Source organism: Marinobacter vinifirmus, assembly GCF_002258215.1.
Taxonomy (GTDB): domain Bacteria; phylum Pseudomonadota; class Gammaproteobacteria; order Pseudomonadales; family Oleiphilaceae; genus Marinobacter; species Marinobacter vinifirmus.
The window spans coordinates 239,064-252,893 of record NZ_NEFY01000001.1; the positions used below are offsets into that span (position 1 = coordinate 239,064).

12 protein-coding genes are annotated in these 13,830 nt (G+C 60.0%); 7 read left to right on the forward strand and 5 right to left on the reverse strand.

From position 1 onward, the window contains the following. Position 1: 1 nt before the first annotated feature. The 3 genes from B9Q17_RS01095 to B9Q17_RS01105 form a co-directional block, all read right to left on the reverse strand. The gene (locus B9Q17_RS01095) at positions 2-949 is read right to left on the reverse strand and encodes a YbgA family protein (protein WP_094623760.1); all 948 of its coding nucleotides are present in this window, start codon (positions 947-949) and stop codon (positions 2-4) included. A 97-nt stretch (positions 950-1,046) separates the two neighbouring features. Continuing rightward, positions 1,047-3,266, reverse strand: a complete 2,220-nt coding sequence (locus B9Q17_RS01100; protein ID WP_094623761.1) for a glycosyltransferase — start codon at positions 3,264-3,266, stop codon at positions 1,047-1,049. Continuing rightward, entirely contained in the window at positions 3,263-4,321 is a 1,059-nt protein-coding gene (locus B9Q17_RS01105) for a lysylphosphatidylglycerol synthase transmembrane domain-containing protein (protein ID WP_094623762.1), read from the reverse strand. The genes B9Q17_RS01100 and B9Q17_RS01105 overlap by 4 nt, the downstream gene beginning before the upstream one ends. A gap of 439 nt (positions 4,322-4,760) precedes the next feature. Between B9Q17_RS01105 and gloA the strand changes: the two genes are divergently transcribed. Continuing rightward, on the forward strand, positions 4,761-5,309 hold the full coding sequence (gloA, locus tag B9Q17_RS01110; RefSeq protein ID WP_022989764.1) for a lactoylglutathione lyase: 549 nt from the start codon (positions 4,761-4,763) through the stop codon (positions 5,307-5,309). Between the two features lie 34 nt (positions 5,310-5,343). On the opposite strand, the gene B9Q17_RS01115 is transcribed toward gloA, so the two are convergent. Both B9Q17_RS01115 and B9Q17_RS01120 read right to left on the reverse strand, forming a co-directional pair. Next, a complete protein-coding gene (locus B9Q17_RS01115) occupies positions 5,344-6,288 on the reverse strand; it encodes a DMT family transporter (RefSeq protein ID WP_094623763.1) in 945 nt (314 codons plus the stop codon). Positions 6,289-6,391: 103 nt separating this feature from the next. Continuing rightward, the gene (locus B9Q17_RS01120) at positions 6,392-6,664 is read right to left on the reverse strand and encodes a ComEA family DNA-binding protein (protein ID WP_094623764.1); all 273 of its coding nucleotides are present in this window, start codon (positions 6,662-6,664) and stop codon (positions 6,392-6,394) included. Positions 6,665-7,282: 618 nt separating this feature from the next. Here B9Q17_RS01120 and urtA point away from each other — a divergent pair. From urtA to B9Q17_RS01150, 6 genes are all read left to right on the forward strand, one after another. Then, on the forward strand, positions 7,283-8,596 hold the full coding sequence (gene urtA, locus B9Q17_RS01125; protein WP_058341621.1) for an urea ABC transporter substrate-binding protein: 1,314 nt from the start codon (positions 7,283-7,285) through the stop codon (positions 8,594-8,596). A gap of 78 nt (positions 8,597-8,674) precedes the next feature. Beyond that, on the forward strand, positions 8,675-10,279 hold the full coding sequence (gene urtB, locus B9Q17_RS01130; protein ID WP_094623765.1) for an urea ABC transporter permease subunit UrtB: 1,605 nt from the start codon (positions 8,675-8,677) through the stop codon (positions 10,277-10,279). 3 nt (positions 10,280-10,282) lie between these two features. Beyond that, entirely contained in the window at positions 10,283-11,416 is a 1,134-nt protein-coding gene (gene urtC, locus B9Q17_RS01135) for an urea ABC transporter permease subunit UrtC (protein WP_094623766.1), read from the forward strand. After that, on the forward strand, positions 11,413-12,237 hold the full coding sequence (gene urtD / locus B9Q17_RS01140) for an urea ABC transporter ATP-binding protein UrtD (RefSeq protein ID WP_022989771.1): 825 nt from the start codon (positions 11,413-11,415) through the stop codon (positions 12,235-12,237). The genes urtC and urtD overlap by 4 nt, the downstream gene beginning before the upstream one ends. Then, complete coding sequence (gene urtE / locus B9Q17_RS01145; protein WP_094623767.1) at positions 12,237-12,935, forward strand: urea ABC transporter ATP-binding subunit UrtE; 699 nt, start codon at positions 12,237-12,239, stop codon at positions 12,933-12,935. Before urtD ends, urtE begins: the two co-directional genes overlap by 1 nt. Then, the gene (locus B9Q17_RS01150; protein ID WP_094623768.1) at positions 12,932-13,828 is read left to right on the forward strand and encodes an urease accessory protein UreD; all 897 of its coding nucleotides are present in this window, start codon (positions 12,932-12,934) and stop codon (positions 13,826-13,828) included. Before urtE ends, B9Q17_RS01150 begins: the two co-directional genes overlap by 4 nt. Positions 13,829-13,830 lie beyond the last annotated feature (2 nt).

Below are 13,830 nucleotides of genomic sequence, written 5' to 3' on the forward strand. Positions count from 1 at the left end.
GTTATACGTTGTTTCGCAGCCCCAGCTCGTCCGGGTAGGGGGTCAGGTATTTCTGGGTGTGCAGGTAGTCCACCGGCTCCTTGCGCTGGGCCAGGCGCAGCAGCGTCATCGGCACCACCAGCGGGATCTCGCCGCGCCGGTAGGCTTCAATCTGCTCCAGCAGCACCGTTTTCTCTTCGGCGGACATACCGTCTTTCAGGTAGCCCAGCAAATGCTGCATGGCATTCACGTGGGAGCCCCGGCTCACTTTCTGGGTCATGGCTTCCATAAAGCCGTGAATATAGCGCTCGGCAATCTGCGCCAGCGGCTCGGATTTCAAATCGGCCAGCATCGGCCCCAACTGGCGGTAGATCTTTTCAGAATGTGCCAGCAGGGTGAACTTGTGGCGCTGGTGGAACTCCAGCAGTGACTGCTTGGTGAGCTGGTCGCCGGCCACGTTCTGCATCCAGTCGTCGTAGGCGAACACACGCTCGATAAAGTTTTCCCGCAGCATGTCGTCGTGCAGGCGGCCCTCTTCTTCCACCGGCATCAGCGGGTAGGCTTTCATCAGGGCATCCGCGAACATGCCCCGACCATCGCGATGCATGAAGGCGCCCTCGGCGTTATGGATCTTGATGCGCTCCATGCCGCAGCTGGGGGATTTCGCCATCAGGATATAGCCGCGCAGATTCTCCAGGGAGGGCAAAACCTGCTGGATGAAGTCCTGCATGGGTTGTGTGTGGTCTTTGGTGCCTTTGCTTTCAATCAGGTGCAGCCCGTCTTCGTGCTCGCGCAGGTGAATGGCCGGGCGGGGCACGCCAAGGCCCACTTCCAGCTCCGGGCAGATAGAACAGAACTCGAAATGCTTAGACAGCACCTGGGTGCAGTATCGGGAATGTTTATGGCCGCCATCGTGGCGAACTTCCTTGCCGAGCAGGCAGGTGCTGATGCCAACAGGTATACCGCTCACAGGCTTCTCCAGTCTTGAAAGTGACGTTGCTGATACCGCTTACGTACTTTCAGTGTAAACCGATCAGGCGGCTGCGCCCAACACCGGGGTGGGCAGGTCAGTGTCGCTTTTGCCTGGCCGCCAGGCTGGTGGCGTAAATGCCACGGACATCCCGGGCAAACTGTTCGATGGAGTAGTCTGCGGCAAAGCTGCGGGCCTTGTCGGAGAGTTCTGCACGCAGTGCGTCATCTTCCAGCAGTTGCCGGGCCTTCTCGAGCCAGCGAGCCTGGTTTTCCGGTGTCTTGTAGCCGTTCAGGCCGTCGCGCACCACGTCTTCAATGCCACTGGCGCGAACAGCCACCACCGGCAAGCCGGCAGACATGGCCTCCAGGATGACCATGCCCTGGGTTTCGGATTTGGAGGCGAACAGAAAGGCATCCCCCAGGTTATACCAGAGCGCCATCTCCTCCGGTTGCACCGCACCTGCCAGGGTGAAATGGCTTGCCAGGCCCAGGCTTTCAATTTTTTTCTGAAGGCGGTCCCGCTGGTGACCGTCGCCGATCATCAGGAAGCGGAACGGTACGCTGGTTTCTTTCCTCAGCCGGTCGATGGCTTCAATCATGAAATCGATGTTTTTCTCGTTAGACAACCGCGCCACGCTGATGAAAACCTTTTCGTTGGTCAGCCCCAGTTTATTGCGCAGGGCGTCAACGTCGGCTTTTTCTACCGACTGAAAGCGCTGGTACTCGATGCCGGTGGGCTGCACAAAGGTGGGCGTGGTTACTCCGATCATGCGCAGGTATTCCTCGGTGGAGTAGGTGGGCACAATCACCCCGTCGCAGCGGTTAGCAAAACGCTTGATCAACGCGTGGGAAATCAGGTTGCGGAACAGCATGCCGGGCAGGGGCACGAAGTGGGCATAGTGCTCCAGCCGGGTGTGGTAGGTGTAGATGGCCGGAACGCCGAGCTGGCGGGCCATAAACAGCCCCAGGCTGCCGAGCCAGAACGGATGATGCAGGTGAATCACATCAGGCCGGAACGCCCGAACCTGTTTGCGAATGCGGGCCAGGAAGATATTGGCCAGCCGGAACTCCCGTTTCTCGCCCATGGCCAGCAGCGAGGGCACGCGAACCACCGCATCTTCCTGGTCGGACTGGTCGCGGTATTTTGGGGCAACAACCAGGATGCTGTCGCCCAGCTGCTCCAGCCCGTTGCGCAATCGTTCGATGGAAATCGGCACACCGCCAATGAACGGCAGGTAGTTGTTGGTAAACATGGCCACCCGTAACGGTTTCTCCAGCCAGGGCGTAGGGTCCAGGTCGTAGTCCGGATAGTAGTCTTTGCCGATGAAGATCACCTGGTACAGCTTGATGGTGATGGCCACAAACACGGACACAATCAGGATGAAGTTCAAAAAGCCGGTATAGAACAGGGAGTAGATAAAGAACCAGAAACCTTCCAGCCGTTTCCAGAGGGGGTGCTGGCCCACCTCTAGGCGCTTCATCTGGTGTTGCACCTCGCCGTTCGGCGAGACGGACACGTCAACGTAGTGGTAGAAGCTCTCTTCTGTGTTGAGTACCAGGCCTCCGGCGCCGCCGGTCGTGATGTACGGAGTGCCGTCAATCTCCTGTTCGTCATACAGGGACAGGTTGGCGGAAAGCACCAGGTCGATATCCTGCTCCTTCACCAGCTGCATCAACGCCTGGCGAAAGGCTTCCGGTTGCAAGTAGTCTTCTTCTCCGTCAAACAGGATCGGGGTTTGCGGTTTCAACAGCGGATGGCCAACAAACAGGATCTGGGCGTTACTGGTGTCGTGGGCCAGCAGGTCCCTCAGCCAGCGTATTTGCCAGCGCCAGGGGGTTTTGCCGGTGCTGTCGAGAAAAATCAGCCGGGTATTGCCGGTACGGATGCTGTAGAAATGTGGCCCGAAGTGGTCGTAGAACCGGAAGCTGCCGAAGTCCTCGTATTCGTGGGCCCCGAAGGTAAGTAAGTAGGGAATCTCCAGGTGGCTCAGGGTGCCGTACAGCGCCCGGTATTTGTCTTCGCCACCGCCGCTGACCGCGTTGCCGGCGGAAACCAGGAAATCCAGCCCGGCCTGGTTCAGTTCCGGAATAAAGCGCCGCTCGAAAATGCCGACCGAATTGTTGATGTTGCCGACTACTGCAAAGCGGATACCTTCGCCGGGTGGTGTGCGCTGGTGGATTCTCTCCACCTGCCCGCTGTGCAGGGCTTCGAAATCCTGCTTGAAGAAATTCAGGTACACCTTGTAGCCGATCAAGGCCACGACAATTACCAGGCACAGGTAAAACAGGAGTTTCAGCGGGTTTCGTCGGGTCATGACTCGCTCCGGTGGCTTTTGATCAGTTCCCTTTGCATCACCAGCAGGCCGATCAGCATACCCAGGTAGATCGTCAGAAAGCGCCAGGCAATGGTGACCAGCACCAGGTGGTTACCCGATAGGATATCCCGGAAGAAACTGCCGAACACCCCTTCGGAAATGCCGGAAGCGCCCGGGGTGGGTGAGAAGTACATGATGAAGGTTGTCACCACCAGCAGCCCCAGAGTGACCAGGTAATTCACCTCATAGCCCAGACCATGGATCAGCAGCGCCGGAAAGCTGAACAGGCTGAGCAGGAACAGCGCGGTAAAGCCCACCGAGAGCAGGATGTCGCGGGGGTTACCTTGCAGGTAATCGCTGAAGCACTGGGCAAACCGGAGCATTTCCCGGCGCAGTTTGAACTGCCACCGGTCGTGGCGGCTGGCGTTGATCAGGTGGGCCTTGCGAAGCCCGGCAATCAGGGCGCTCAGAGGGGCAATCAGCCAGCGGGTGCGGAGCAGCAGCACCGCAAAAAATCCCAGATACAGGGTTACGAACACGGCCAGGGCCGTGCCGACACCAGACGATAAGACCCCGCCATCGAGTACATCCAGCGTGAGCAGAAAGACCGGTGTCAGGGAGAAAATGAAGATCACCGCCAGTACCGTGCGAATCGTGGTGGCGGCAGTGGCGCGGGCAACCGGCACGCCGTGGCGGGTCAGGTACCAGATCTGGGCAAAGCCACCACCCGTGGCCATGGGCGTGACGTTGGAGAAAAACAGGTTGATAAACACCAGCCGGAATACTTTGCGCAAGGGCAGCCGGTGGCCGAGCGCCCGAAGGGTGTAGTGCAGGCGCAGGCCATCGGCCAAGTAATACACCAGTAACAGGGCCGCGGCCGGGATCAATAAGGTGGGGGAGAGCAGGCGGTTATCAAACTCGAAACTGCGGCCGGCAAAGCGGTCGTATACGGCATAGAGGCCTGCGCCGGTCATCAGCAGGAAGACCAGGCTGAACAGCGTCAGCCTGCGCCAGGAGGTCCGTTTCTGGTAATCGCCGTCAGTCTCGCTTGCCATTGCTCGCCCGCCGTATCAGGGCAGGCAGTTTACCCTGACCGGCGTGGGCATTGTCCAGTGAACGGTGCCACGCGAGGCTCTGTCAGTGTCCGTAAACCATCATGGTGGTGTCGGCAATGGCAAAATCGGTAAACTGCACCGTACCGATACTGGTGCCGCCAATCTTGAAAACCGGCATATCAATGTCCGCCCGGAACTCGACATCGTGAATGGACAGCCCGTCTTTGCCGGAGCCCGCGCTGGTGCCTTTTGCAAGGCGGGCGGTTATTTGTTGTGCAGGTGTACTTTCAAGGCGGGGAGGGCGCGGGTATCTGTGCGCTGTTTCACAAACCGGCTGGTCGCATGGGAGCGGTCTATGACCTTGAAATCGGCGCCAGCCGCACGCAGTGATAGGAGTTGAATTCTTAAAATCACCCTCTAAACCAAAGGGGAAACCACGATGCCCAAGCATTTCGAGCAGGCGCCCGGTCTTTACGACGCTCCGGTACCGGAAACCGAAGGTTATGTGTTCAACCAGACCATGATGCGCATCAAAGAGCCTGAGCGCTCCCTGGACTTCTACACCCGGGTAATGGGGATGCGGCTGGTGCGTAAACTGGATTTCCCGGAAATGAAGTTCACGCTCTACTTCCTCGGCTATCTGGATGACAAACAGGCCCAATCTGTACCGGCAGACGATGCCCATCGCACAACCTACACCTTCGGGCGCGAAGCCATGCTGGAACTCACCCACAACTGGGGTACCGAAGACGATGCAGACTTCGCTTACCACAATGGCAACGACCAGCCCCAGGGCTTTGGCCACATCGGTGTTGCAGTGCCGGATGTTTACGCCGCGTGCGAGCGTTTCGAAAAACTGGGTGTGGAGTTTGTGAAGAAGCCGGACGACGGCAAGATGAAAGGCCTGGCCTTTATCAAAGACCCGGACGGCTACTGGATTGAAATCCTGCAGCCGAACATGCTGGAAAAACAGCGCAAAGACAGCTGATCTCTGCGCGGGTTAACCAGCGGTAGCCCCGGTATCAGTGCTCGGCACTGGTATCCGGGGATTTGCCATAGCGGGAGGCCACGATCACCGCAATGGTCAGAATCAGTGCTCCGGCAATACCGACAGGCCCCAACACTTCCCCCAGAATCACCCAGGCCAGCAGCGCCACAAACAGCGGCTCCAGCGTTACGATAATGCTGGACAAGGTTGCTGGTGTGGTTTTCATACCGCTAAAAAAGCTCACATAGCCGATGCAGGTGGGCACCACGCCGATGTAGACAATCATCAGCCAGTGCTTCAGCCCGAGAGTGTCCAGCCCTTCAAAACCTCCACTGAATGCAACCACCGGCAACAGCAGTAACGCTGCCGTGGCAAAGCAGATAAACGCTGTTGTGAATACCGGTGTGCCGGCAGAGTTGTAGCGGCTGGTCAGTGTGAAGCCGGTATAGACGGCGGCAGCCAGCAACGCCATCAGAATACCTGCAAGGCGCAGTGAACCGGCGGTATCCATATCGCTGACCACCAGCATGCCGGTGCCGGCAATGGCGGCGAGTGCTGCGATGACCGTCAGCAGGTTCGGTTTTTCCCCGAGCAGCGGCGCGGCCAGAATGGCCACCAGGACGGGCGGCAGGCACAGGGAAATCAGGGTGGCAATGCCAGCGCCGGTCAGGTCGACGGCCAGCAGGTAGCTGCCCTGGTAAAACGCCTGGAACAGGCCAAGAGCGGCCAATGGCAGAAAGGCTTTCAGGTCCAGCGAACGGAGCGAGCTGCCGGCAACCTGCTGGCCGGGGTGGGTGGCAACCAGTTGCTTCTGCTCCCGGCGCATCAGCAGCCAGAAGAAGGGCAGGGCAACCACCAGCCGAAGAAAACCGAGGGTGATGGCCTCAAGCTCTGTGCCGGTAAACAGAAACTTGGCAACAATGCCTGTGGTGGCCCAGAGCAGCGCGGCCAGGGCAATCAAAAGGGCGCCTTGAATCATCTGAATCTGCCGGATTGGTGTGGGTTGGCCGGCAAGGGTAGCAGCGGCAGCATGGCTGCGCCAGAGGGGCAGGGAAGGGCAGCCGGGGCTGCCCGACAGGGTCTTACTCTACGGCGAGCCGCTCGGCATTCTTCTCAACCGTACGGGCACCAATACCTTTCACCTTGGCAAGCTCTTCGGTGGCGGAAAACGGGCCGTTTTCTTCGCGGTAAGTGATGATCGCCTGTGCCTTGGCTTCGCCAATACCGTTCAGCGAGGCCAGGGTAGCTACATCGGCTGTATTGATATTGATGGTTTCAGCTTCGTTGGCGTAGGCAAAGCCGGTGGCCAGGCTGAACAGCAAAACGAGGGTTGCCAGAAGGGTGTTGTGTTTCATCGGAGAACTCCTGAGTGTCGATAATGTTGTTATGAACAGTCAGGTATGACAGCGAGTGGTTGCTGGTAGGGCGGTAGGTAGGTGTTGGAGCCTGAGTGCACGGAATGGGACTACGATCCGTGTAGTCCCGACATTCCGTGGCTGACCCCTGCCTGATCCGTCAGGCGCGCATCATCCTGAGCACTTCGTCCTTGCATTCATCCTTGCAGCCCTGTCCTTCGGGCAACTCCTGAATCCGTGGAGTTTCCATCCCTGAGCCAACGTCCGTGCTGGCTTATCATCCCTGACAACCGCCATTTTACTGAACATGAGTGGGGGAAATACCGGACATCGGCTCGTTGGTGTGTGCGAGATGTCTTACATTGTTGTGAGTATTTCGGTGAATTTGGGTTCATGGTTTGGGTGCTGCGAGCGTCGTGCACACAAACAGCGCGCTTGGTTGCCCAGTGCACTAAATTGAAGCAAAGGTTAGTGCGCTATCTTGTGGCGCGATTACGAAATGCGCGATGAACAATATATAACATGATGTTTTTAAAGTATTTTCTGTGGTGTTGGAACAGCTGATGCTATGGGGTTCAGGCGTTGACGACTCATAACCCAACGAAAAGGACGCACAACATGAGCATCAAAAAACACGTGAAACTGGGCCTCTCTGCATTGGCGCTGTCTGTCTCTTTCGGTTCCATCAATACCGCGTTTGCCGCCGAAGACCCCATCAAGGTGGGTATTCTCCATTCCCTGTCCGGCACCATGGCCATCAGTGAAACCGCGCTGAAAGACACCATGCTGATGCTGATTGAAAAGCAGAACGCCGCCGGTGGCGTACTTGGCCGCCAGCTGGAGCCGGTGGTGGTTGACCCCGCTTCCAACTGGCCGCTGTTCGCGGAGAAAGCCCGTGAGCTGCTGGAGAAAGAAAAGGTCGACGTGATCTTCGGTAACTGGACCTCGGTGTCCCGTAAATCCGTATTGCCAGTGGTTGAGGAGCTGAACGGCCTGTTGTTCTACCCGGTTCAGTACGAGGGTGAGGAATCATCTGAAAACGTGTTCTACACCGGTGCGGCGCCCAACCAGCAGGCGATTCCAGCGGTTGATTACCTGATGAACGATCTGGGTGTTGAGCGCTGGGTGCTGGCGGGCACCGACTACGTTTACCCACGCACCACCAACAAGATTCTGGAAACCTACCTGAAAGACAAAGGTGTGGCCGCCGGCGACATCATGATCAACTACACGCCTTTCGGCCACTCTGACTGGCAGACCATCGTGTCTGACATCAAGAAATTCGGCAGCGCCGGCAAGAAGACCGCCGTGGTCTCCACCATCAACGGCGACGCCAACGTGCCCTTCTACCGTGAACTGGGCAACCAGGGCATTTCCGCCACCGACATTCCCGTGGTTGCGTTCTCCGTGGGTGAACAGGAACTCTCCGGCATCGACACCGCTCCGCTGGTTGGCCACCTGGCTGCCTGGAACTACTTCATGAGCGTGGATAACGACGCCAACTACGACTTCATCGACGCCTGGGTTGCCTACAAGGGCGACGATGCCGCCGTCACCAACGACCCGATGGAAGCCCACTACATCGGTTTCAACATGTACGTTGAAGCGGTGAAGAAAGCCGGCACCGCCGACGTGGATGAAGTGAAAGACGCCATCATCGGTGTGAGCGTACCGAACCTTACCGGCGGATACGCCACCATGATGCCGAACCATCACATCACCAAGCCGGTGCTGATTGGCGAGATCCAGGACAACGGCCAGTTCTCCGTGGTCTGGGAAACCCCGTCTACCGTGGCTGGCGATGCCTGGTCTGACTTCCTGCCAGGTTCCAAGGACCTGATCAGTGACTGGCGGGCGCCTCTGCGCTGCGGCAACTTCAACGTGGTCACCGGCAAGTGCGGTGGTGGCTCGGCTGACGTGGCCTCCAACTAAGCTCCAACCGGGCACCGTCGGGCAGGTCAGAGCCTGCCCGGCACCGCTCCCGAATTCCCAAGCCAACAGGAATGAATCATGAGCATTCACCGATTGCTCGCCAGGATGGTATTGGCTGTCTGTCTGGCCCTAGGGGCCACACTGGCGAATGCCCAGGCGCAGACGAATGCGCCCGAAGCGCTGCTGAAACGGCTCGTAGAAGCCGGGCAAGCTGAAAAAACCGACTTACTCAAAGCCCTCTCCGAAACCGGCGACGAACGCGCCCGGGGCTGGCTGGAAGCCGTTCGCGACGGCAAACTCGCGATGATTGAAGACACCGGTGCCCTGGTGATTGTGGTTAACAACCGGGGCCGTAACTGGCAGATCGCCGACGCCCTGACCGGCGAAGACCTGGGTGAAATGTCGCGCCGTGATCTGCAAAGCCTGCGCGTGAACAACGCCCTGCGGGCCGACATCGAGGGCATCCTCTCGGTTATCGACCTGACCGTGGCCGACCCAGGCCAACGCCTTGATGCCGCGCGCAATCTGCTGGGCGACGTGAATGAAGCGCTGGCCACCCAGCTGCAGGCCCGTTTGCAGGTGGAAGACAACGGCCAGGTGCGTGACATGCTCACCAATGCCCTGGCCATTTACCAGGTGGAGCAGGGCGATGTTGAGGCGGTAGCCACTTTGGCCGGCAGCCTGAACCCGACCGTGCGTGCCGCCCTGAATAATGCCGTTAACAGCGATGACCCTGCGCTGGCGGCTGCGGCCGAGAAAGCCCTGGCCAGCATTGAGCAGAAACTGAAACTCAACCGCGCTGCCGAAACCCTGTATTTTGGCCTGTCCCTCGGCTCGGTACTGGTACTGGCCGCCATTGGCCTCGCCATCACCTTTGGTGTGATGGGCGTGATCAACATGGCCCATGGCGAGCTGATCATGCTCGGTGCCTACACCACCTGGGGCATGCAGCAACTGTTCCCGGGCCAGCCTGGCCTGGCCCTGATCCTGTCGATTCCGGCCGGATTCCTGGTGGCGGCGCTGGCGGGCATCGCCATTGAGCGCAGCGTTATCCAGTACCTGAAGGGCCGCCCGCTGGAAACCCTGCTGGCCACCTTTGGCATCAGCCTGATTCTGCAACAACTGGTGCGTACGGTGATTTCTCCGCTCAACCGCAGCGTGGTCACGCCCGAGTGGATGAGCGGCTCGATCATGGTGAACGAGGCGTTGTCGCTCACCCTGAACCGCCTGTACGTGATTGGCTTTGCCCTGGTGGTATTCGCCGGGCTGATGCTGATCATGCGCAAGACACGCCTGGGTCTGGAAGTCCGTGCTGTTACCCAGAACCGGGCCATGGCCCGCTCCATGGGCATTAAAGCCACCAAAGTGGACATTATGACCTTCGCCCTGGGCTCCGGTGTGGCCGGGCTGGCGGGCGTGGCCCTGTCGCAGATCACCAACGTTGGCCCCAACCTGGGCCAGAACTACATCATCGACTCGTTCATGGTGGTGGTGTTCGGTGGTGTGGGCAATCTCTGGGGCACCCTCATTGCCGGGCTTTCCCTGGGCACCATCAACCAGCTGCTGGAACCCTGGGCTGGTGCGGTCCTCGCCAAAATCATGGTGCTGGTGCTGATCATTCTGTTCATTCAAAAGCGGCCACGCGGGCTATTCCCGCAGAAAGGCCGGGCGGCGGAGGGCTGAGTTATGGCGACATCACAAACCTGGCTGCTCCGGCCCTTCCAGGAGCGTTCCACCCAAGTTTTCCTTGGTGTGCTGTTCGCCGCCCTGGTGGTGGTTACCTTCCTGCATCTGTATATGCCGGAAGACAGTGCCCTGCATGTAAGTGCTTACACCGTTACCCTTTTGGGTAAGTACCTGTGCTACGCCCTGCTGGCGGTGGCGGTGGACCTGGTGTGGGGTTATCTGGGCATTCTCAGTCTGGGCCACGGCGCCTTCTTTGCCCTCGGCGGCTACGCCATGGGCATGTACCTGATGCGCCAGATCGGTGATCGCGGCGTGTATGGCGATCCTGTGTTGCCGGACTTCATGGTGTTCCTGAACTGGCAGGAGCTGCCCTGGTACTGGCAAGGGTTCGATATGGCCTGGTTCGCCTTCATCATGGTGCTGCTGGCCCCGGGCCTGCTGGCGCTGGTGTTCGGCTTCCTGGCCTTCCGCTCCCGGGTAACCGGCGTGTACCTCTCCATCATCACCCAGGCACTCACCTTTGCGTTGATGCTGGCGTTCTTCCGCAACGAGATGGGCTTCGGTGGCAACAATGGCCTGACCGATTTCAAAGACATCCTCGGCTTCAACCTGCGCAGCGACGCCACCCGGCTTGGCCTTTTCCTGGCGACCGGCATCGCGCTGGCGGTGGGCTATGTCGTGTGCCGTGCCATTGTGACCAGCAAGCTGGGCCGGGTCAGCGTGGCCTGCCGCGATGCCGAAGCCCGTACCCGGTTCCTGGGTTACCGGGTGGAGCGGGTGCAGCTGTTTGTGTTCGTGGTCTCCGCCATGCTGGCGGGTGTGGCCGGCGCGTTGTATGTGCCACAGGTGGGCATCATCAACCCCAGCGAATTCTCGCCGCTGTTCTCTATTGAAATCGTGGTGTGGGTGGCCCTGGGTGGCCGCGCCACCCTGTACGGGGCGGTGATCGGCGCCTTGCTGGTGAACTACGCCAAGACCGTGTTCACGGGCATCATGCCGGACGCCTGGCTGTTTGCCCTGGGTGCGCTGTTCGTGCTGGTGACTGTGTTCCTGCCGAAGGGCATTGCTGGCCTGCTACAGAAACGCCGCCAGAAGGACGATGACCAACCCGGCGCTCAGGAGGCCACCGCATGAGCATCTTTGAACAACTCACTAACCGGGACCAGGTGTTCGATTTTCTCACCCCCGTGGCGTCGCCGGTCGACGTGCGCCACGGGCCGATCCTGTACATGGAAGGCGTGAGTGTGAGTTTCGATGGCTTCAAGGCCATCAACAACCTCAACCTCACCATCGACGACGGCGAACTGCGTTGCATCATCGGTCCCAACGGGGCGGGCAAAACCACCATGATGGACATCATCACCGGTAAAACCCGGCCCGATACCGGCTCGGTGTGGTTCGGCAGCCGCCACAACCTGCTGCGCATGAACGAGCCGGACATTGCCACCCTGGGCATTGGTCGCAAGTTCCAGAAGCCCACCGTGTTTGAGGCCCTGACCGTATTCGAAAACCTCGAACTGGCCATGGCCGCCGACAAACGCATCCTGCCCACCCTGACCGCCATCATGACCGCGGAATACCGGGACCGGATTGACGAAATCCTGGAAATGATCGGTTTGCAGGCGCTGCGCGACAAGCCCGCCGGCATCCTCTCCCACGGCCAGAAACAGTGGCTGGAGATCGGCATGCTGCTGATGCAGAAACCCCGGCTGCTGCTGGTGGATGAACCCGTGGCCGGCATGACCGAACAGGAAATGGAACGCACCGCCGAGTTGCTCACCAGTCTCGCGGGCAAACAGTCCGTGGTGGTGGTAGAGCACGACATGGGCTTCGTGCGCTCCATCGCCCGCAAAGTCACGGTACTGCACCAGGGCAGTGTGCTGGCCGAAGGCACCATGGACCAGGTCTCCAACGACCCGGACGTGATCAAGGTGTATCTCGGGGAGGAGGCCTGATGCTCAAGATTGAAAAGCTCAACCAGTTCTACGGCGAAAGCCACACTCTCTGGGATCTGGAGCTGGACGTGCCCCAGGGCCAGTGTACCTGCGTGATGGGCCGCAACGGCGTAGGCAAGACCACTCTGATGAAATGCATCATGGGCGAGGAAACCGTGAAAAGCGGTGCCATCGAGTTTGCCCAGGATGTGGAACTTACCAAAAAGAAAATCGAGGACCGCTCCCGCCTGGGCATCGGCTACGTGCCCCAGGGCCGGCAGATTTTCCCACTGCTTACCGTGGAGGAAAACCTGCGCACCGGCCTGGCGGTGCGGGCCGATGGCAGTAAGCAAATCCCCGAGCGCATCTACGAACTCTTCCCGGTGCTGAAAGAAATGAAACACCGCCGCGGCGGCGACCTCTCCGGCGGCCAGCAGCAACAGCTGGCCATTGGCCGGGCGCTGGTGATTGAGCCGAGGCTGCTGATCCTCGACGAGCCGGGGGAGGGCATCCAGCCCAACATCGTGGCCCAGATTGGCGAGGTGATTCGTCGGTTGATTGAAGAAGACGGCCTGACTGTGCTGCTGGTGGAGCAGAAACTGCCGTTTGCCCGCAAATACGCCGACCGCTTCGCCATCCTCGACCGGGGCCGGCGTGTGGCGGAAGGCGATATTACCGGGCTGACCGATGAACTCATCAAACAGCACCTGACCGTATGACCGCCTACCAAGCCATCGACCGCCACGCCTCCGGCCACCGTTTCGACACGGAACGGCGCTGGGCGGCGGCCCTGGAACTGGGGTTCGAAGCACGCGCCGAGAGCGAACCTGCGCCGGTAACCCGGCTGGTGCGCCGGCGCCACCACGGCCCGCTGCGGGTGCAGCGCCCCTTCTACCCGGAGGGCAAAACCGGCTGCTGCCATGTGTACCTGCTGCATCCCCCGGGTGGCCTGGTGAGCGGCGACGAACTGCGCATCGAAGCCTCTGTGGCCGAAGGTGGCCACGCGCTTCTGACCACCCCGGCCGCGGCGAAACTGTACAAGGCCGACAGCCATGGCGTGGCCTGGGGCCAGCACACCCGGTTGCTGGTAGCCAAAGACGCGATCCTGGAATACCTGCCCCAGGAAACCATCGCCTTCGACGGCTCCCGTGGTTTGCAAACCACCACCATTGAACTGGAAACCGGCGCCCGAACCCTGGGCTGGGAAGTGCTCGCGCTGGGCCGCCCGGCCAGCGACCTGCCGTTTGCCACCGGCGAACTGGAACAGCGTTTCCATTTAAGCCTGAACGGCCAGCCGCTGTGGCTGGAGCGCCAGCTGCTGAACCCGAAACACCGCCGGTTCAACGGCCCCTGGGGCCAGGGTGGCGCCACTGTGCAGGCCACGCTCTGGGCGGTCGGGCTGGACGACGAAGCCGCCGCCATCGACGTGCTGAGAGCACAGTTACCAGACCACAACCGCTGGGCCGTGACCCGGCGCCGGGGCGTGCTGCTCCTGCGCTACCTGGGCACCGAACGCAACGAAGCCTGGGCCCTGTGTGAACAGGCCTGGCACCTGCTGCGCCCTCTGCTCGCCGGCGTACCGGCCCACACACCCAGAATCTGGCTTACCTGACG

Coding starts and splice junctions, on each gene's coding strand:
- B9Q17_RS01105 (WP_094623762.1), bottom strand. CDS start 4,321: ATGGCAAGCGAGACTGACGGCGATTACCAGAAACGGACCTCCTGGCGC.
- B9Q17_RS01100 (WP_094623761.1), bottom strand. CDS start 3,266: ATGACCCGACGAAACCCGCTGAAACTCCTGTTTTACCTGTGCCTGGTA.
- gloA (WP_022989764.1), top strand. CDS start 4,761: ATGCCCAAGCATTTCGAGCAGGCGCCCGGTCTTTACGACGCTCCGGTA.
- B9Q17_RS01150 (WP_094623768.1), top strand. CDS start 12,932: ATGACCGCCTACCAAGCCATCGACCGCCACGCCTCCGGCCACCGTTTC.
- B9Q17_RS01120 (WP_094623764.1), bottom strand. CDS start 6,664: ATGAAACACAACACCCTTCTGGCAACCCTCGTTTTGCTGTTCAGCCTG.
- urtB (WP_094623765.1), top strand. CDS start 8,675: ATGAGCATTCACCGATTGCTCGCCAGGATGGTATTGGCTGTCTGTCTG.
- urtC (WP_094623766.1), top strand. CDS start 10,283: ATGGCGACATCACAAACCTGGCTGCTCCGGCCCTTCCAGGAGCGTTCC.
- B9Q17_RS01115 (WP_094623763.1), bottom strand. CDS start 6,288: ATGATTCAAGGCGCCCTTTTGATTGCCCTGGCCGCGCTGCTCTGGGCC.
- urtD (WP_022989771.1), top strand. CDS start 11,413: ATGAGCATCTTTGAACAACTCACTAACCGGGACCAGGTGTTCGATTTT.
- urtA (WP_058341621.1), top strand. CDS start 7,283: ATGAGCATCAAAAAACACGTGAAACTGGGCCTCTCTGCATTGGCGCTG.
- urtE (WP_094623767.1), top strand. CDS start 12,237: ATGCTCAAGATTGAAAAGCTCAACCAGTTCTACGGCGAAAGCCACACT.